The 20,562-nt window shown below is 35.7% G+C and carries 11 protein-coding genes; 1 reads left to right on the top strand and 10 read right to left on the bottom strand.

Annotation, left to right across the window (positions count from 1 at the left end):
- Window positions 1-11: 11 nt before the first annotated feature.
- The 6 genes from QLQ96_RS14160 to rpsF all read right to left on the bottom strand — a co-directional run bounded on the left by QLQ96_RS14160 (window position 12) and on the right by rpsF (window position 15,053).
- Window positions 12-944 (bottom strand): PorP/SprF family type IX secretion system membrane protein, encoded by a 933-nt coding sequence (locus QLQ96_RS14160; RefSeq protein WP_482491259.1) that lies wholly within the window; start codon window positions 942-944, stop codon window positions 12-14.
- A gap of 46 nt (window positions 945-990) precedes the next feature.
- The gene (locus tag QLQ96_RS14155; RefSeq protein WP_482491258.1) at window positions 991-12,120 is read right to left on the bottom strand and encodes an Ig-like domain-containing protein; all 11,130 of its coding nucleotides are present in this window, start codon (window positions 12,118-12,120) and stop codon (window positions 991-993) included.
- 1,176 nt (window positions 12,121-13,296) lie between these two features.
- Entirely contained in the window at window positions 13,297-13,770 is a 474-nt protein-coding gene (locus QLQ96_RS14150) for a DUF6495 family protein (protein WP_482491257.1), read from the bottom strand.
- A gap of 130 nt (window positions 13,771-13,900) precedes the next feature.
- A complete protein-coding gene (rplI, locus tag QLQ96_RS14145) occupies window positions 13,901-14,341 on the bottom strand; it encodes a 50S ribosomal protein L9 (RefSeq protein WP_482491256.1) in 441 nt (146 codons plus the stop codon).
- A gap of 68 nt (window positions 14,342-14,409) precedes the next feature.
- The gene (gene rpsR / locus QLQ96_RS14140) at window positions 14,410-14,706 is read right to left on the bottom strand and encodes a 30S ribosomal protein S18 (protein WP_002987043.1); all 297 of its coding nucleotides are present in this window, start codon (window positions 14,704-14,706) and stop codon (window positions 14,410-14,412) included.
- A 5-nt stretch (window positions 14,707-14,711) separates the two neighbouring features.
- Window positions 14,712-15,053, bottom strand: coding sequence for a 30S ribosomal protein S6 (gene rpsF, locus QLQ96_RS14135; RefSeq protein ID WP_026729424.1), 342 nt, complete (start codon window positions 15,051-15,053; stop codon window positions 14,712-14,714).
- Window positions 15,054-15,230: 177 nt separating this feature from the next.
- Here rpsF and QLQ96_RS14130 point away from each other — a divergent pair, with 177 nt between their 5' ends.
- Window positions 15,231-15,929: a LytR/AlgR family response regulator transcription factor gene (locus tag QLQ96_RS14130; RefSeq protein WP_308068294.1), complete on the top strand. Its 699-nt coding sequence runs from the start codon at window positions 15,231-15,233 to the stop codon at window positions 15,927-15,929.
- Between the two features lie 8 nt (window positions 15,930-15,937).
- On the opposite strand, the gene priA is transcribed toward QLQ96_RS14130, so the two are convergent.
- Genes priA through QLQ96_RS14110 form a run of 4 tightly spaced genes read right to left on the bottom strand, consistent with a single transcriptional unit; the run spans window position 15,938 to window position 20,535 of the window.
- Window positions 15,938-18,388 (bottom strand): replication restart helicase PriA, encoded by a 2,451-nt coding sequence (gene priA / locus QLQ96_RS14125; RefSeq protein ID WP_482491255.1) that lies wholly within the window; start codon window positions 18,386-18,388, stop codon window positions 15,938-15,940.
- Window positions 18,389-18,412: 24 nt separating this feature from the next.
- The gene (gene bla-B1-FLAV / locus QLQ96_RS14120) at window positions 18,413-19,171 is read right to left on the bottom strand and encodes a subclass B1 metallo-beta-lactamase (protein ID WP_482491254.1); all 759 of its coding nucleotides are present in this window, start codon (window positions 19,169-19,171) and stop codon (window positions 18,413-18,415) included.
- A 10-nt stretch (window positions 19,172-19,181) separates the two neighbouring features.
- Complete coding sequence (locus QLQ96_RS14115; protein WP_482491253.1) at window positions 19,182-19,610, bottom strand: DUF2147 domain-containing protein; 429 nt, start codon at window positions 19,608-19,610, stop codon at window positions 19,182-19,184.
- A gap of 1 nt (window position 19,611) precedes the next feature.
- On the bottom strand, window positions 19,612-20,535 hold the full coding sequence (locus QLQ96_RS14110; protein ID WP_482491252.1) for a YihY/virulence factor BrkB family protein: 924 nt from the start codon (window positions 20,533-20,535) through the stop codon (window positions 19,612-19,614).
- Between the last annotated feature and the right edge of the window lie 27 nt (window positions 20,536-20,562).

Below are 20,562 nucleotides of genomic sequence, written 5' to 3'. Positions count from 1 at the left end.
AAGTTTTGGTTTTAGAAGAATCGAGGAGATTTAATTTTGCTTTGGTTTTTCACAAATTGATAACGCAAGATGAATTCGTGTGAACCATCGTTGTATTTATTCAATTGGCTTACAGTATAATCAAAAGCATATCCAAGATAGAAACTTGGTGAGATTTGAAAACCTGCCAGTATGCTTACCGAATCATCTGTTCGATATGCTCCTCCTATAACAAACTTTTCTTGAATCATGAAATTTGCCGATATGTCTGCTGTAAGTGGCGCACCGCTTACTGCTTTTACTAAAAATGCTGGTTTAAATTTCAAATTTGGATTTAAATCAAAAACATAACCTCCCATTAAATAGTAGTGCATACGATCGTAATCAATAGATTCTCGAACATCGTCATAATAATCATTCTGAATAAAACTTGGAACTGAAAGTCCTACATACCATTTTTCTGTATAGTAGTAAATACCTGCTCCTACTGCTAGTTTCATTTGATTATTAATGTTCTGATTTAACAAAACATCATCATTGTCATAATATCTTCCTTTAGACCAATCAACGTTTAACATTCTCGTACCAGCTTTTATACCAAAAGCTAATCTTTTTTCATACCCCAAAGGCAATGAGTAAGAGAAATTTCCGTCAAGATATAGTTCATTTGAAGGTCCGATTTTATCATTTACAATACTCAAACCTAATCCTAATTGTTCATTTCTAAGAGGAGAATGAATAGAGAAAGATTGTGTTTCTGGAGCGCCAGGCATTCCGACCCATTGAGAACGATATAAAAGTGCTGCTTCTATGGTTCCGGTAGATCCAGCATACGCTGGATTTACCGCCATAGTATTATACATATACTGGGTATATTCGGGATCTTGTTGTGCCGAAGCACAAACCGAGATAAAAGAACATATTAAAATTAAATACGTTTCTAATGATTTTATATATAGTTTCATAACGATACTTATTTAGTTTAGTTAATTAGATGATTAATAGAAGTGATTATCTCATAATAGACAACCAGCCTTTTTTAACCGTTCCATCTCCAATGGTTATCACATAAAAATAAGTACCTGTTGGCAGCATATCTCCTCTATTAATTACTCCGGATACATTTGCAGTACCGTTCCAATCATTTTCATAATGTGCTTTACTATACACTAATGCCCCGTATCTATTAAATACTTTCAATTCGTTGTTTGGATAAGATTCAATACAGTCAATTCTGAACAAATCATTTCTACCATCATTATTTGGAGTAAACTCATTGTAAACTGTTAGACAAATTGGCACTAACGTTACTGAAGCTGAATTGTTTGAAGCATCAACATCTAAAGGAGTCGAAATTTCTACTGCTGCAATAACTGTGTAAGTACCACTTGGCAGAACTTCTGCAACAATTGTCAATACTGTACTTTGTCCTGCGTTTAGTGTCGGAATTGTCCAGATTTGCGTTGCTGGATCGTATGTTCCTGAAGCTGCTGAAGAACTCACTAATTGTAAACCACTTGGAAGCAAATCACTAACAATCGTATTTATGAAATCACCCTCACCTACATTGTTTACTGTTATGGTAAATGTCACCTTATCTCCAAAATTCGGAGTTGGATTATTTACAGTATGAGTAATCGTCAAATCTGAACAGCTTGCAACGGTAACATTTAGCGTTTTAATTGTTCTTTCATCACAATTATTCACGTAAGCTACAGTTACTGTTCCTGGCCCAACATCTGACCAAGAAACTGTTACAGATCCATCGCTTGTACCTCCCCCAGAAACAATTGTACCTCCGTTAATCGTCCAAACATAATTCGATTTACCATTTGCAATTGAATAAGTTACACCTTTAAATACACATGGCGTATCATCTGTAGATGTAATTTGAACAGCTGCATCATCTTCAAATGCAATTGTAACACCTAATCTTGGTCCGTTATCACAGCCATTAAATGTATTAGTTAATGATCCTGCATAATAAGTAGTTGCAGTCAGTGGAGTTGTATTTGCTAATGCTGTTCCACCAGTTGCAGATGCATACCAAACTACATTTGTTTCGTTTACGAAAATACTAGCCAATGTTGGCAAAGCAGATAAACAGAATGTCTGTGTAGTTCTTGGTGTTGTAATTACACTTGGTGAATTTACATTTACCGTAACAGCTAATCTTACTGGGTTTTCGCATCCATTAGCGCTTGAAATCGCACCATAATAAGTACCTGTTGCAAGAGCTGTTGTAGACGCAATTGCTGTTCCTCCTGTTGCTGTACTATACCATACAACATTTGCTTCGTTCACTTGAATACTCGCCACTGTTGGCGAATTTAAAGTACAGAAGTTTTGAGTAGTGTTAGCTGTCGTAGGTGTTGCACTAGGATCAACTACAGTAACCGTTACTTGCAAACGTGTTGAGCTTTCACAACCTGATGGATCAACTATATTTCCGAAATAAACTCCAGATGTTAAAGGTGTTCCTGCCGGAATGGCTGTCCCTCCTGTTAAAGCTGTATACCATGTTACATTACTTTCGTTCACTTGAATACTAGCAACTGTTGGTGCATTTGCAGAACAAAAAGTTTGTGCCGCATTGTTTGTTGTTGGATTTATTGTGTTTCCAACTGTTACAGCCACTTGTAATCTTGCACTGCTTTCGCAGCCTGTTGCAGGATCTTTTATTGCTCCAAAGTAAGTTCCTGTTGTCAATGCAACTGTCGAAGCTAAAGCCGTTCCTCCTGTTTGAGTTGTATACCAAACTACATTACTTTCATTCACTTGAATATTAGCAACTGTAGGGTTTGTTCCTGTACAGAAAGTTTGTGCTGCAGCATTTGTTGTTGGCGTAGCTGGATCTGTTACATTTACTACAACCTCAGCTCTATCTGCGCTTTCGCATCCTGTTGCTGGATCGTTAATTGCAGCATAATATGTTCCGCTTGTTAAAGCTGTATTCGATGCAATCGCTGTTCCACCTGTTAACGCTGTGTACCAAACAATATTGGCTTGATTAAACTGAACGCTTGCAAAAGTAGGCGCATCAACTGTACAGAAGTTTTGTGTGCCTGCTGTCACTAAAGTCGGCGTTCCTGGATCGCTTACAATTACATCAACCGTTAATCTTACTGAACTTTCACAATTTGTAACTGGATCTAAAATTGCTGCATAATATGTTCCGCTTGTTAAAGCTGTATTCGATGCAATCGCTGTTCCACCTGTTAACGCTGTGTACCAAACAATATTGGCTTGATTAAACTGAACGCTTGCAAAAGTAGGCGCATCAACTGTACAGAAGTTTTGTGTGCCTGCTGTCACTAAAGTCGGCGTTCCTGGATCGCTTACAATTACATCAACCGTTAATCTTGCCGAACTTTCACAATTTGTAACTGGATCTAAAATTGCTGCATAATATGTTCCGCTTGTTAAAGCTGTATTCGATGCAATCGCTGTTCCACCTGTTAACGCTGTGTACCAAACAATATTGGCTTGATTAAACTGAACGCTTGCAAAAGTAGGCACATTAACCGTACAGAAATTTTGTGTTCCTGCTGTCACTAAAGTCGGTGTTCCGGGATCGCTTACAATTACCGTAACAGCCAATCTTACTGAACTTTCACAATTTGTAACTGGATCTAAAATTGCTGCATAATATGTTCCGCTTGTTAAAGCTGTATTCGATGCAATCGCTGCTCCGCCTGTTAACGCTGTGTACCAAACAATATTGGATTCATTAAACTGAACGCTTGCAAAAGTAGGCGCATTTACCAAACAGAAGTTTTGTGTGCCTGCTGTCACTAAAGTCGGCGTTCCTGGATCGCTTACAATTACATCAACCGTTAATCTTGCCGAACTTTCGCATCCTGTTACTGGATCCGAAATAGCTGCAAAATAAGTACCGCTAGTTAAAGCTGTAGTAGATGCAATCGCTGTTCCGCCTGTTAATGCTGTATACCAAACAATATTGGCTTCATTAAACTGAACGTTTGCAAAAGTAGGCGCATTTACCAAACAGAAGTTTTGTGTGCCTGCTGTTACCAAAGTTGGTGTACCTGGATCAGTAACACTAATCGTTACCGATAATCTAACTGCACTTTCGCAGCCAGATGTTGAATCGCTGATCGCAGCATAATAAGTACCACTAGTTAAAGCTGTAGTAGATGCAATCGCTGTTCCGCCTGTTAAAGCTGTATACCAAACGATATTGGATTCATTAAACTGAACGCTTGCAAAAGTTGGCGCATTCACTAAACAGAAATTTTGTGTTCCTGCTGTCACTAAAGTCGGTGTTCCTGGATCGCTTACAATCACATCAACAGTTAATCTTGCTGAACTTTCGCATCCTGTAACTGGATCTGAAATTGCCGCAAAATAAGTTCCGCTTGTTAAAGCTGTTGTTGGAGCAATCACTATTCCGCCTGTTAAAGCTGTATACCAAACAATATTAGTCTCATTAGTCTGAATGCTTGCAAATGTTGGCGCATTCACTAAACAGAAATTTTGTGTTCCTGCTGATACTAAAGTCGGTGTTCCTGGATCGCTTACAATCACATCAACTTGAAGTCTTGTAGCACTTTCACAGCCTATTGTAAGGTCTGAAATTGCCGCATAATATGTACCGCTGGTTAAAGCTGTTGTCGGAGCAATTAATGTTCCGCCTGTTAATGCTGTATACCAAACAATATTCGTTTCATTAAACTGAACGCTTGCAAAAGTAGGCGCATTAACCAAACAGAAATTTTGTGTGCCTGCTGTTACCAAAGTTGGTGTACCTGGATCAGTAACACTAATCGTTACCGATAATCTAACCGCACTTTCGCAGCCAGATGTTGAATCGCTGATCGCAGCATAATAAGTACCACTAGTTAAAGCTGTAGTAGATGCAATCGCTGTTCCGCCTGTTAACGCTGTATACCAAACAATATTGGCTTCATTAAACTGAACGCTTGCAAAAGTAGGCGCATTCACCAAACAGAAGTTTTGTGTTCCTGCTGTTACCAAAGTTGGTGTACCCGGATCAGTCACACTAATCGTTACCGCTAATCTAACCGCACTTTCGCAACCAGATGTTGGATCGCTGATCGCTGCATAATAAGTGCCGCTAGTTAAAGCTGTAGTCGATGCAATCGCTGTCCCGCCTGTTAATGCTGTATACCAAACAATATTGGCTTCATTAAACTGAACACTAGCAAAAGTAGGCGCATTTACCAAACAGAAGTTTTGTGTGCCTGCTGTCACTAATGTTGGAGTTCCTGGATCGTTTACAATTACATCAACTTGAAGTCTTGTAGCACTTTCACAGCCTGTTGTAAGGTCTGAAATTGCCGCATAATATGTACCGCTGGTTAAAGCTGTTGTAGATGGAATCGCTGTTCCTCCTGTTAAAGCTGTGTACCAAACAATATTTGTTTCATTAAACTGAACGCTTGCAAAAGTAGGAGTATTAACCGTACAGAAGTTTTGTGTTCCTGCCGTTACTAAAGTTGGAGTTCCCGGATCGTTGACATTTACCGTAACAGCCAATCTTACTGAACTTTCACAATTTGTAACTGCATCTAAAATTGCTGCATAATAAGTACCGCTTGTTAAAGCTGTTGCTGATGCAATCGCTGTTCCGCCTGTTAAAGCTGTATACCAAACGATATTGGCTTCATTAAACTGAACGCTTGCAAAAGTAGGCGCATTTACCAAACAGAAGTTTTGTGTTCCTGCTGTTACCAAAGTTGGTGTACCAGGATCAGTAACACTAATCGTTACCGCTAATCTAACCGCACTTTCGCAACCAGATGTTGGATCGCTGATCGCTGCATAATAAGTACCGCTAGTTAAAACTGTAGTCGATGCAATCGCTGTTCCGCCTGTTAATGCTGTATACCAAACAATATTGGCTTCATTAAACTGAATGCTTGCAAAAGTTGGCGCATCTACCAAGCAGAAGTTCTGCGTACCTGCTGTTACTAATGTTGGAGTTCCTGGATCGTTTACATTTACTGTAACTTCCAATCTCACTGAACTTTCGCAGCCTGTAGCTAAATCTTTAACCGCTCCATAGTAGATTCTGCTTACTAACAAATCAGTTGAAGCAAATGCTGTTCCTCCCGTGGCAGCATCATACCAAACTACATTGCTTTCATTCACTTGAATATTAGCAACAGTTGCCGCAGCAGACAGACAGAAATTCTGAGTGCTTTCTGCAGTCGTTGGTGTATTTGGATCACTAACAATAATTACTGCGTCTTGCAATGTTCCTGCTAAATTTTCGCAGGTGTTAGTGCTTGAAACGGCTACATGATATGTAATCGGACTTACTGCTTTTGTTAAACCTGTAACGGTTAAAACACCTGTAGCATCAATTGTATAAGTAACTCCAGCTATAACAGCTCCATTTGTAATTGGCTGTGTTTTATTAGCATCTAAGTACCAAGTAAATACTGGACTTGTCAATGTTGGTGCAGTTGGAGTTAATGATGCTGATAAGCCTGGACAAACCGTTACATCATCAACTAAAATATCATTTCCTGTTGAAGGAGGTAAAATCGTGAATGTGATTTGTTTTCTATCTGCTGCTGCAGTTTCACACAATTCATCAGAACTCACTCCAACAAAATAAGTATAAGTTCCTGGAATCAATCCATTTACTATTAACTGTGCAGTTATTTCGTCTGGAATTAAGTCACTTGTTGTACCATTCAATTTATACCAATGATAAACAGGATTCGTTAAAACAGGTGTTCCTGTTAAACCTGTTGCTAAAGTTACAGATCCTGAAGCTGAACATACCGAAGTTGTAGTTCCTCCATTTAAAGTAATATCTGTTAACGCATTTACTGGAGCAGAAGCTTTTACTTCAACAGTCACTTCTCCTCTTGCGTAATTTTCGCAACCATAACGTACTGGCTGAACATAATATTTATAAATACCTGCTGTTAGATTAGCTGGAACTGTAAAACTTGGTCCGCTTCCAACTTGATTTCCTCCAGTTTCTGCATCATACCAAAAATATGTTGAACAAGCCACTTCAGGAATTTGGAGCGTAATCTCGGTTCCTGGACAGACCGTAATTTTATTCTGCGGATCTGCTCCGATGACCGTTGTATTGGCTGTTCTTTCTACAGTATGAACTCTCAAGAAATCTAAAACTCCTACAACACCACCTAAACGAATTCTAACTCTATCGTAAATTTCTGTTGGAGAAGATACCAATACCATTGCCAAAGAATTTCCTGGCAATAATTTTATACTTAATAATTGACTCGTATTTTGGATTGGAGCACCAACCGCTACATTTCCTAAATAACGTTGAACTGAAAATCCTGTAAGTAAGTTAACAGTTAAAAGAGTGCCTGGTTTAGAAACCACGATTCTTAATGTATCACTAAGAACAGAAGGTGTTTTAAATTGCACTGTTAAATCTGCTGATGCTAAAGCGCTTACTCCGCTATACATTGTTGCGAAGGTAGTCACATCATTATCTGCAACATTCCAAGCGTCACTAACACCTACTGCAGCAGTTAAAGCTCCAACTGGAAGCCCTAAATCTGTTGCGCCATAAAAAATATCTTGAATATCTCCTGGTGTACAAGTTACTGCTGTAACTGGTTTATTGTAATGAGCATCAAACACTTTTACATTTTGAGCAACACTTACAAGTGAAGAAGATACAACACGAATACCATCATAATCTTGTGGACCAGATGCATCTGAAGGAACAAAAGTAAACTCATAAGTATTATCTCCAGAAATTAAGTTTAATAATGACCCAGATACTGGTTGCGCTGCACCGATAAGATTACCATTTTTTGTACCCACTACTGATAAATTCTGGCCAACAGCTAATAAACTATATTCAGAACCTAATTTAACCGTTACCGGAGTACCTTTAGTGATATTAGCTGGCCATGTTAAATTTTGCCAAGTTGTTCCAACCCCTAAAAGTCCGATACCAGTAGTAATTGTTGAGAATGTCTGAGGGTTTGCATCAACTGCAAGTGCACCATTTGAAACACCTCCAGTAATTATAGAACCTGCAGATTGCCCTGTTGCGTAAACTCGTTCTGTTAAGTTTTGACAACTAGTAAGATCTATTACGTTGATTACCTTAGTTGCTGTAGTAGTACAAATTCCATCAGTTGCAACAGCCGTATAGGTGTAAATTCCTGGTGTATTTAATGGTCCAGTTGTAAACGGAGGCCCTGCAAGTGGAATCCCTTGCGGATTAAACCATGTAATAGTTCCTGTAGAAGTTGCATTTAATGGAACATCTGTTCCAACATTTACAGATTCTTGCGGATTAGTAATTACCAAACTTGGTAATGCATTAATTGTTACCGTTACAGATTCCTTAGCTGAAAGACAAGTACTTGTTATACTCTTTGCTTCTATTGAATAAACACCGCTTACTGTTATATTTGCAGCTGCATCAGCAGTTATTACATTATTTGAAGGATTATAAAATGTATAAGTAGTATTTCCTGATGAATCAAAATTAGTGATCGCATTGATTAAATTCGCGCTTCCACATGCTTGTAATGGTGTAGCAATAACAGTTAATGGTGTGATTGAAGGAAAAGTAACTGTTACTAGTTTTAAATCTCCATTCACATTTTCACAAGTGCCACCATTTAGAGCAGAAATATAATAATTATAAGGAGCTCCAGAAGTTGCTAAACCACTTAATGAAAGAGCACCCGTACTAGCATCTTTTGCAAATGTTACTCCTCCAATTACACTTCCGTCTACAATTTCTGTAGTTTTATTTTGATCTGTATAATATCTGAATTGAACGCCAGCTATATCAGAAGATGGAGTTAAAACAGCCTCTCCTGCACAAGTAGCTTCAACTGGACTTGTAATGACAATATTTGCCGCAGTTGGAATTGGTAAAACATTAACTGTAACCGCTTGACGCAAACTGTTAACACAAGTTCCGCGAGTTGCTTGCAAGTAGTAAGTAGTTGTAGTTGTTAAAGCCGCTGTAGGGGCTACTGCTACAATATTTCCGCCAGTTGCAGAATCATACCATTGAAAAGTTTCTCCTCCTGTTGAAGTTGCAGATAAATTAGCTGTTTGTCCATCACAAATTGGTGCCGAAGCTCCAGTAATTGTAGCATTTGGATATCTATAAGCTGCCTGATAAATATATAAATTACTCAATAAAGTTACAGTTCCTCCTAATCGTACTGCAATACGATCAAACGGTGCTGTTGCAGTAAAACTGGCTTTAAATTTATTTCCAGATAATAACTGAATGCTTAACAAACCACCGTTTATTGCTGTTCTGTCGTTATTAAAAGTAGCGCCGTTGTATGTTGCAAGAGTAATATTAGATAATACACTAATATCTAAAACCCCTCCTGGAACTTCTAAATCAACATCAATGATATCTCCCGCCATACCTGGAGTAGTAAAAATCAATTGTTGTTCAAGGTAAGCCGCTACCCCAATTGGAACACTAAGCTGTGAAAAAGTAGCAATATTACCATCAACAGCATCATTTGCAGCAGTAGGAGTACATAAAGCGCATAGTAGTCCATCATTTGATGAAGTTTGAGAACTAGCTTGCAAACATGTACTAGCACTAGCTATTACAGTAACTGTTACAGCTCCTCTTGCTGTATTAGCACAATCTGTAACTAAATTAGATGCTTGTACATAATATGTTTGATTACTTGTTAATGCAGGCGTTGTATAAGAAGTAACATTCAATGCTATTGGCGTTCCTCCTGTTGGTACAGTATACCAGTTATATCGTATGTTAGCAGTATCTGGATTTGCAATATTCAATGTTGCATTTTGACCAGACTGAATAATTACATTAGATGATGTAAAAGTAGGAGTTGCCGGTATTGGATTAACTATTAAGTTTACTGTTCTACGTGTTGGCGTTACACATGCCCCAATAGCCGCTTCTACAAAATAATCTGTATTTACAGTTAATGTAGGAGTTGTAAAAGAATTACCTGTAAATACTAAATTTCCACCCGCATCGTACCAATTATAATCAGTACCAGCAACTGGAGCATTTATTGATAATGTTGTTGACTGTCCACTACAAATAGTTGTAGGAGAGGCAGTAATAGTTGTTGGCAAAACAGGATTATCAATTAAAACCTGAACTGGATATCTTACACTATTTACACAGCCATTTCTTGTCACCTGTACATAATAAGTAGTTGGTGCAATTAAAGCTGGTGTTGTAAATGTGGCTGTAGCTGCTAGAGAAGTACCTCCTGTAGCAACATTATACCAATTAACCGTTTCACCCACTGCAAGAGCTGCAGTTAAAGCTGTTGTCGCTCCGCTACAAATAGTTGTATTACCAGTAATAGTAGGAGCTTTATATCTATAAGCTGCCTGATAAATATTTAACGTAGATAATACTGTTGCCACAGCTCCCAAGCGAATTTCTACACGATCAAAATTAGCTCCTGCAGTTACACTCGCTCTAAAGCGATTTCCAGATAGTAATTGCAAATTAATTAACGGATTTGTTATGGCTACTCTATCATTGTTATACGTTGTACCATTATAAGTTGCCAAGGTCACCGCTCCTAATAAAGAAAGATCGGCTATACCTCCTGGTAATTCCAAATCAACATCAACAATATCCCCCGCTTTTCCAGGATTATTAAATTGCAATGTTTGTTGTATCGATGCGGCAACTCCAACTGGAACACTTAAGGTTGCAGCAGTCGCAGGATTACCATCTACCGAATTATTCAAATTAGTTGCGCTACACAATAAACATATACCAACTTGACTAGTTACTTGACTATTAGCTTCAAGACATCCTCCTAAAGCTGCAGGCTGAACTGTTACCGTAACCGGTACTCTAGTTGCACTAACACAATTCCCATTTGGACTTTGCGCTTCAACATAATAGGTTTTCGTAGCTGTTAAAATTGGTGTTGTAAAATTTGCTGTATTCGTTGCAACAGCTGTTCCGCCAGTTGCAGTTTCGTACCAATTTAATTGTGCCCCAACTTCAGTAGTCGATGCGCTTAAAGTTGCATTCTGACCAGATTGTATTGTTACACTTTGTGTAAGAACTGTAGGTGTTGCTGGTACCGCAGTCGCCACAACACTAACTGGCGTACGAGAACTAACACAAGTTCCTATTGCAGCCTCCACAAAGAATTGAGTTGTTCCTAAAGGTACTGTTGGAGAATAAGTAGTTCCACTGGCTAAAGCAGGACCACCTGTTGACGAAGAATACCAATTGTAAGTTGTCCCTGGAGCAGCATTTACAACTGATAAAGTCGTTTGCTGAGTTGTGCCTGTAGAACAAACCGTTGTTCCAACATTACTAACTGCTGGAATCGCCGGATTAGAAACATTTAAGACAACAGGTACACGAACATTTCCTTCGCAACCTGCAGCTCTAGTTATTCCTATATAATATGTTGTATTTGCTGTTAAGGCAGGAGTTGTATAAGTATTCCCAACTGCCAGAGCTGTGGTAGAAAACTCAGAACTATACCATGCTAATGAAGTCCCTGCAGCCTCTGTTGCTGTAAGAGTGGTTGGAACACCCGCACAAACAGTTTGTGACAAACCGCCAGATACCGTTGGCTGTGCAAATTCTAACCTAACATCATAAACTCTCAAGCTTACTAAAAGACTTAAAAGTCCGCCACCAACCTGAATCTGAATTTGGTTGGTATCGCCAGTAATAGGGAATTTTGCCACAGCAACTGTATTGCCACTTAGCAAATTCAAATTCAAAAGCGGACTATTTAAAGCCACACTTGAACCGACATTGGTTCCAGAATTTTTAGCTTGAACTGTTGCATTTGCTAACAAGCTTAAATCAAGCAATCCGTTGCCTGTACCAAAGTATATCGCAACTTGGTCACCGGCTCGGGCCGTTTGATTTAAAGTCATTGTTTCTTCTGCAAAACATCCAAGTACTGCAACACCATTTGTTAATGTTGCATAAGTAGATAAGCCAGCGCTATCATAAGCGTTGGCAGGGCTATTAACATCTACTCCTAAACACAAAAGTCCTCCTCCCGCACTATTTGTTTGAGACACTGGTCTACAAATAGTTTGAGAGAATGCATTAGTGCATATCAAGAATAAAGTTAAAAGTCCTAATAATCTCATTTGAAGATTGAGACTACAAAAAGTAAATTTTTTTTTCATAATTTGGAAGATTAGAAAATGGACAATAAAACACCTCTCGCAGTAAGTGCAAGCACCTACGCAATTAAACAATCAATTAAAAATGAAACAGTTAAAACAAAATCAGCAACTTATAGAATAAGCTTCTAAACCCTGTTTTATTTAAAAAAAAATTATGCTGAATTCGGTATATCAAAATATACCAGAGAATAAATTCTATCTCCTCGAGATAAAATAAATTCTGCTTTTTTTTGGAAAAAAATGATTGTAATCAATTTTTCCAGAGGAGTGATTTGTTGTAGGTCTAATTTTCATAATGAAAATTTTAGTTGAGGCAGAACTGGGGATTCTTTTTATGTAAGTTGGTTCATTTTTTTAATGAAAGTTGATTAGTCTTTCTTAAAACAATCAAGTTAGTAAACTGATTTGAACCTATTTATGTCGAAGAAATTTATAACTCCTTATAATCAAGCCACCTAATGGGATAATTATAAGACAGTAAACTAAAAAAATGTGAATCTTTTGAAAAAGAATTAAGTATTATGCAACGATTAAAATTATCGCTGATACGAAGTAAGTTTAATAGGTTAGAAAATAATAATAAAATAAACTTTACAATTAAAGTAGATTTGGCAAAGAAAGTAGTTTTCAACTCCATACGCAGACTTAATTAGGTTATTGCATAATTTTTAATTTTCAATCTTAACAACAATGGAAAATAAATTTCTATCAAAATGTTTTGAAAGCCGAAAGAAAAACTTTGTTTAACTTTTGTTATCTAAAATTAGCAAAAACAAAAACATAAAACAAACCTAAAATTCTTATAATTTATTCTTAAAACTTTAATCTCGCATTTATTGCATCTAGCAAACATCAGGAAAAACGCTACTTTTAACATAATTCTATTGCTGTTTTATATTTAAACAAAATATTAAACAAAATATGTTAAATCGATTTAAATAAAGTAAAATCTTACATTTAAAATAAATTTATCGATAAAACTATCCGTAATTCAGACCAAACATTAAAACAATCCATTCTTTTGAAATTTATACTCAGGAAATCTTAAAGAGTTTTTTGAAACAAGTAGAAATACGCGTTCAAATGCAATCAAAAGATTAAACAAAAGTTAAAAAAAATAAGGCAGGCAATTATTGATAATTGCCTGCCTTATGAAAAAATATAGAAAATTAAAGTCTAAGATTCTATAATTGTATTGATTTGATTAAATAATTGTCCATCACTTAAAAAAGCACCTTGCTTAATTAATTCGAAAATTGAAGAGTTTCGTTCATCTGTAAACACTTTCTTTCCTACTTTCATTTCGATATTATCCGTAAACATATTATCGCTCAACCATTGAAGCCCTTCTTTAGTCAAAAAATCAACCTCTGGAGAAAACGTTTTTAAAACAATCGATTTAATATCAGTATCAAAACAATGAAACAGGAAAATGTGATTTTTAGAAAAATGTTCTAAATATTCCGCTCTAGATAATACACCTTCCCAGATCAAATCTGAAAAAACATCAAGTTCCTGTTCTGCAACTTCTGGCTTATTCACCTTAAGTTCTTCCCATTCTTTTCTATCTATTGCTTGTGTAGCCAAAAAACTTGCAAATTCAGCATGTAATTCGTCAAATTGCTCTTTTGTTAATCTTGCATATTTCATTCTATTTTTTACTTTATTGATTACGTTATCAGCTTTAAGCAAATCCTAAGCGAATAACTTATTTCTGTTTTTATTAAATAAAAAAATCCCGATTTTCATCGGGATTCTTATATATTGAAAAAAAATATTATTATTTTTCAGCAACGATTTCGTATGGTAAATCAACGATAACATCTCTGTGTAAACGGATGCTTGCACTATATTTACCTAAACGTTTTACAACACCGCTAGTGATGAATTTTCTATCGATAGCATTACCAGATTTCTCTAAAGCTTCAGCGATATCGATGTTAGTGATAGAACCAAAAAGTTTCTCTCCACCAGCTTTTGCAGTAAGTTTAATTTCAAGAGCTTTTAAAGTTTCAGCAGTAGCTTTTGCATCAGCAACAACTTTAGCTTCTTTGTGAGCTCTTTGTTTTAAATTCTCAGCTAAAACTTTTTTAGCAGATGGAGTTGCTAAAGTAGCAAAACCTTGAGGAATTAAAAAGTTACGACCGTAACCAGGTTTTACAGATACTACATCATCTTTAAATCCTAAGTTTTGTACGTCTTGTTTTAAAATAATTTCCATGTTGTTGTCCTTATAATTTTAGAAGTTAGGTTCTGTTTTACAGAAACCAGCGACTAGAGTTTTTTATACTATTTTAATAAATCGGCCACGTATGGCATTAAAGCTAAGTGACGAGCTCTTTTTACAGCTACAGAAACTTTTCTTTGGTATTTTAATGAAGTTCCAGTTAAACGACGAGGAAGAATTTTTCCTTGCTCATTTACGAATTTCAATAAGAAATCAGCATCTTTGTAATCGATGTATTTGATTCCTGATTTTTTGAAACGGCAATACTTTTTAGTTTTGTTAGTTTCAATGTTTAAAGGCGTTAAATATCTGATATCTCCGTCTTTTTTTCCTTTTGCAGATTGCTCGATTGTAGACATAATAATTACGCTTTAGTAGATTTTAATTTAGCTCTTCTTCTCTCAGCCCATGAAATAGCATGTTTATCTAAACTTACAGTTAAGAAACGCATAACTCTTTCATCACGTCTGAATTCAGTTTCAAAAGCTACAAGAACTTCTCCAGCTACTTTGAATTCGAATAAATGGTAAAAACCACTTTTTTTGTTTTGGATTTCGTAAGCCATTTTTTTAAGACCCCAATCCTCTTTCGATACCATTTCAGCTCCTCTACTAGTAAGAAATTCTTCAAATTTCGTTACTGTTTCCTTCACCTGAACCTCAGATAAAACGGGATTTAAAATGAAAACAGTTTCATAATGATTCATAAATAAAAAATTTATTTGTTAAAATTGGGTGCAAAAGTAAGGATTAAATTTATATATGCAACATTTTTTTTCTTTTATTCGTCATACTACAAAAAATATCCCTTAACCTTAGTTTTTTTTACAAAAAAATAATACATTTACTACTGCTATCCTGAATTTATTCTAAATATAAATGTTATGAAACTAAACTGTGTTGTTGTAGATGATAGTTCTATACAAAGGACAATTATTGCCAAATTGGTAAATAATCACCCAGGCTTGCATTTAATAGGGGATTTTTCTAATGCAATTGAAGCAAAAAGTTGTATCTCATTAAATAATATCGATCTAATTTTTCTTGATATAGAAATGCCAGTTATTAACGGTTTTGATTTCCTTGACGGACTAAAATCTAAACCTCAAATTATATTTATTACCTCTAAAGCTGAATATGCTTTAAAAGCTTTTGACTACGACGCTACCGACTATCTTCAGAAACCTATTGCAGTGGATCGTTTTAATGCCTCTGTTAAAAGAGCAATCGATATGCATTTGCTTAAAAAAGATGTCAAAGAAGAAGAAGGCGAACATATTTTCATCAAAAGTAACCTAAAAAAACTTAAAATCTTCACTTCAAAAATAAAATGGATTGAAGCTTTTGGAGATTACGTAAGAGTAGTAACCGAGGATGACAGCAATCTGGTTCTTTCTACAATGAAATCTTTTGAAAATGATTTATCGAAAGACAAATTTATTCGTGTTCACAAATCTTATATCATTAATATAGACAAGGTTGAACGCTTTAATAGCAAATTTGCTGAAATCGGCATCACCAAAATACCTTTAAGCCGCAATAAAAAAGAAGATCTTGTAAAAGCACTTTCGACTTCTTCTTAAATTGCCGTTTAATAAAAATCTACATTAACCACAACTTTTATAGCTCTGTATTGAGCCACAGCTTCGAAACTATTCAGCATTTTCTGAATAGTTTTTTTTGTGTTTCCTAAATGATTATTTTGCGGAATCTTTATCAAAATAGTCCTAATATATTCATTTCGTATTCTGCTTATTGCTGGCTCTTCTGGCCCTAAAACTGGTATTCCCAAATTTTGGCTCAAAACCTGATACAGCCACATGGCTCCTTCTTTCAGTTTATCAAAATCTTTGTGCTTTAGCGTAAGCTTGATAATTCTGAAATAAGGCGGATATCTATAGATTTGCCTATCATACAATTGCTCTTTATACATACCCATATAATTATGGTTTGTAACCTGCTGAATTGTATTATGATTTGGATTATAAGTTTGAATTACAACTTTACCTTGTTTTTCTGATCTTCCTGCCCTTCCCGCAACTTGCGTCATCATTTGAAAACTGCGTTCAAAAGCCCTGAAATCTGGATGATGAAGCATATTATCAGCATTCATAATTCCGACCAAGCCTACATTATCAAAATCCAATCCTTTAGCAAGCATTTGTGTACCAACCAAAATATCTATTTCACGATTTTTAAACGTATCAATTATCTTTTCAAAACCAAATTTGCCTCGCGTAGTATCCTGATCCATTCTAGCTGTTTTTGCTTTTGGAAAAAGTGATACAAGCTCTTGCTCTATCTGTTCGGTTCCAAATCCTTTTGTGGTTAAATCTATACTAGAACAGCTATGGCAATTTGTAGGTTTTGCTATTGAATAACCGCAATAATGGCATCGCATCTGATTTTTATTTTTATGATAAGTTAAACTCACATCGCACTGCTGGCAATGCGGTACGTGTCCGCAAGTCATACATTCTATTATAGGCGAATATCCTCTTCTGTTTTGAAACAAAATTACTTGCTCGCCCAACGACAACGATTCTGCAATTTCTTCGATTAAAAGGTCGCTAAAATGCCCTGTCATTTTTTTTCTGAAATGCTTGTCTTTCAAATCAACCAAAAGCACTTCAGGCAAACGGACATTTTTATAACGTTCAGAAAGCGTTACCAATCCGTATTTATCATTTTGCGTATTAAAATACGTTTCAATACTTGGTGTAGCTGAACCCAACAAAACTTTTGCTTTATGAAAATTAGCCAAAACAATTGCAGCGTCTCTTGCGTGATATCTCGGTGCAGGATCTGTCTGTTTAAAAGTCTGCTCGTGCTCTTCGTCGACAATTAATAATCCTAATTCATTAAAAGGCAAAAATAAAGCAGATCTTGCTCCAATTACAATTTGTGCTTTTGGCGAATTTTCAAGCGTTTGCCTCCAAACCTCAACCCTTTCATTATTACTATATTTAGAATGAAAAACAGCTACTTTATCTCCAAAATGAAGACGTAATCTCGAGACCAATTGTGTAGTAAGTGCAATTTCTGGCAGCAGGTATAAAACCTGTTTTCCAGTCGCTAAATATTCTTCAATTAACTTGATATAAATCTCCGTTTTTCCGCTTGAAGTTACACCATGAAGCAAAGAAACTTCTTTCTCAAGAAAACTTTTTTTAATTCCAGAAAAAGCATTTTCTTGCGCCTCGCTTAAAACAAGCTCTTTTTCAGTTTTTTCTCCATTAAATGTAACACGATCGTGTTGTAGATAATATTCTTCGAATATTTCTTTTTCAATTAAAGCCTTTACAACTGCAGAAGTCACATTTGAAACTTCCGTAAGTCGTTTAACTGTAATTGGCTTTTTCTCTGATGCATTTAACTGAAAATAAGCTAAAACAATTTCTTTCTGTTTATTAGCACTTTTCAATACTTCGAGCAATTCAGCCAAACCATTATCAGATTCGTATTTTGAATGCAATTTTACATATCGAACCAGTTTTGGCTTGTACGTTTCTTTTATTTCTTCATCCAAAAAAATAATATCCTTCGCAATCAGTTTTTGAAGAATTGGAAATATATTTTTCCTGTTCAAAATAGAAGCAATTTCCTGAACCTTTAATGAACTTTGATGATGCAAAGCTTCGTAAATCAAAAATTCATCATCAGAAAGTTCGCTGTCATTTACAATAACATCTGGTTTGTGCGAAATTATCGTTTCACTTTCAAGTAATAATCCACTCGGAAATGCACCGCGATACACATCTCCAATACCGCACATATAATAATTTGCCACCCAAAGCCAGTGATTTATCTGAATTTCGGTTGCAATTGGTTTTTCATCTAAAATCTGATGAATTTCTTTCGCTTCATATAATGTTGGAGCATTTTGATGAACATCCAGAACAAGCGCTGTATAGATTTTACTTTTACCAAATGGCACAGCAACACGCATTCCTTTTTTTATGAAATGAAATTCAGCTTCAGAAATTCGGTATGTAAATGTCTTAGCTAAAGAAAGCGGTAAAATGACTTCAATGAAATGCATGCAAGTTTTTTATAAGTCAGCAAATTATTTCTGACCTGATTTAGGGGAAGTGTTATTTGAAAGATTATAATCCTGAACCAACTTTAAAGTGTGTCCAATAGATTCATTTGTTGTTCCGCCATCATGTCCCGGAATAACATATTTCGGATTTTTAAATTTTGACAGCACTTTTTTAATGGATTTTGCCCATTCCTTAACATCAGCATCGCCTAAATATCCTAGATCTTTTGCTTCAACACTTTTTATAAAACAGCCACCATAAAGAATTTTCTCTTTTCCGAACCAAACCACAATATTATCTGGTGCATGTCCTTTGCCTGGATAATACACTTCAAAAGTATATTTCCCAACGGTAAAAGTTGCGTCGTCTGGAATTGTAAATTCTGCCCTTCCTTGATTATTCGCTTTAAGAATTTCGTCTGTCAATTTACCAGAATAGGTTTTTATTCCTTTTTTTCTATAAAAATCTAATCTGCCAGCGCGATCCTCATGCGAATGCGTTGCAAAAACCATTACGACACTCTTATGATGTTTTGCTTCGATACTGTCTAATAAAGGCTGAAACTGCGTTTTATCCCATGGCGCATCAAAAAGAACAACACCTTCATTCGTAACTACATACATGGCATTGGCAGGAATCTTTACTCCTTTATAAACATTAAAAGTCTTATAAACATAAAAGTCACCCGTAAGATGACTTATTTGTAATGGCGAGTTCTCAGATTGTCCAAAGCTATTTGAAACTATAACTAAGAATAAAATTATCGAAGCTAATTTTCGCATTAGGTTTTAATTAGTTTTTTACTCTCGTCCAATATTGTGTTCTTCCCATTATAGAAACTCCCACATATCCGCGAAGTTTTAATTTATCAGCAGATTCTAAAGTAATATAACATTTGTATTTTTTACCACTTGTAGGATCCAAAATCGTTCCTCCATTATATTCTGAACCATCTTTTTTAAGACCATTGATAATTACCATTCCTAAAATTGGCTTATTCTTTTCAGCTCCATCACACTTTACACAAACATCTTTTTTGTGGCTTTCACGAAGTATATCTATTACTTTGCCGTACACTTTTCCTGATTTCTCATAGATCTCCACTATAGATTTAGCTTCTCCTGTTTCGTCGTCAATTGTTTTCCATTTTCCAATTACACTTTGACTTTGCATGGTCAGCGCAAAGAAGAACACTCCGATAGTTAGCATCAAATTTTTCATATTATTTTTCTTTTTTTTGTTTTAATTTTCTGATAGAAGCATTCAATTCGAACCCTAAAAGCAGAATCATACAGTTTATCCAAATATAAAACATTAGAATTAATAATGTTCCAATAGAACCATAAAGTTCGTTATATTTTGAAAATTTTATAACCCAAATCCCAAAAAAGAACGAAGATATAACAATTAAGATCGTTGTAAAAACAGAACCAATGCTTATAAAAGGCACTTTATTGTACTGCTTTGTACCATAACGCAATAATATTGAAGATGTTATCAGAATCATTAAAACAACAAACAGATATCTTCCTAAAATGATCAGCGGAATTCGATCACTAAGTACATCCTGAATAATTGTTTTTTGAATAAAGACCTCAAAAACTACGATTGTTGCCACCGTAACAAACAAAATTATCGTCATTACGAGCGAAATGGCCAGTGCAACTAAATATTGATGGAAAAAACCGCGTTTATCAAAAACATGTTTCGACGATTCAAAACCGCTTAGAATTCCATTAATACCATTTGCCATTAAAAAAATCGAAAGCAAAAAACCTGACGATAACAAGCCCGAGTGACTATTATTTAAGATATCGCTGATGATTTTACTAATCGCATCATAAGTATTTGGCGGAACGCTCTGCTGAACGAACTGCAAGAAATCTTCCTGAAAATTGTCTATCGGAATAAACGGAATTAAGTTTAATATAAACAGCGCAAAAGGAAATAAAGCCATAAAAAAGCTAAAAGAAACCGCACTCGCATGATATGAGAATGCTCCATCAATAATCCCGATGGTATACATTTCAAGCAAATCATACAGCGAAAAACCTTCTAGCCAAGGCAGTTTTATTTTCTTCAAAAGTCGAACTAAAAAACGTACCACAGGTATTTTCTCAATCCGAGCTTCTATCTCTTTCGACATAAATTTTTGATTTTAGATTTTAGAGTT

This window comes from Flavobacterium sp. B167r (assembly GCF_056824315.1).
The sequence above is the reverse complement of the archived record's forward strand: the minus strand, read 5'-3'. Positions and strand labels throughout refer to the sequence as shown.

What these genes read in the sequence shown, in the direction of transcription:
- QLQ96_RS14160 (WP_482491259.1), bottom strand. Translation starts at nt 944, where the DNA reads ATGAAACTATATATAAAATCATTAGAAACGTATTTAATTTTAATATGT.
- QLQ96_RS14155 (WP_482491258.1), bottom strand. Translation starts at nt 12,120, where the DNA reads ATGAAAAAAAAATTTACTTTTTGTAGTCTCAATCTTCAAATGAGATTA.
- QLQ96_RS14150 (WP_482491257.1), bottom strand. Translation starts at nt 13,770, where the DNA reads ATGAAATATGCAAGATTAACAAAAGAGCAATTTGACGAATTACATGCT.
- rplI (WP_482491256.1), bottom strand. Translation starts at nt 14,341, where the DNA reads ATGGAAATTATTTTAAAACAAGACGTACAAAACTTAGGATTTAAAGAT.
- rpsR (WP_002987043.1), bottom strand. Translation starts at nt 14,706, where the DNA reads ATGTCTACAATCGAGCAATCTGCAAAAGGAAAAAAAGACGGAGATATC.
- rpsF (WP_026729424.1), bottom strand. Translation starts at nt 15,053, where the DNA reads ATGAATCATTATGAAACTGTTTTCATTTTAAATCCCGTTTTATCTGAG.
- QLQ96_RS14130 (WP_308068294.1), top strand. Translation starts at nt 15,231, where the DNA reads ATGAAACTAAACTGTGTTGTTGTAGATGATAGTTCTATACAAAGGACA.
- priA (WP_482491255.1), bottom strand. Translation starts at nt 18,388, where the DNA reads ATGCATTTCATTGAAGTCATTTTACCGCTTTCTTTAGCTAAGACATTT.
- bla-B1-FLAV (WP_482491254.1), bottom strand. Translation starts at nt 19,171, where the DNA reads ATGCGAAAATTAGCTTCGATAATTTTATTCTTAGTTATAGTTTCAAAT.
- QLQ96_RS14115 (WP_482491253.1), bottom strand. Translation starts at nt 19,610, where the DNA reads ATGAAAAATTTGATGCTAACTATCGGAGTGTTCTTCTTTGCGCTGACC.
- QLQ96_RS14110 (WP_482491252.1), bottom strand. Translation starts at nt 20,535, where the DNA reads ATGTCGAAAGAGATAGAAGCTCGGATTGAGAAAATACCTGTGGTACGT.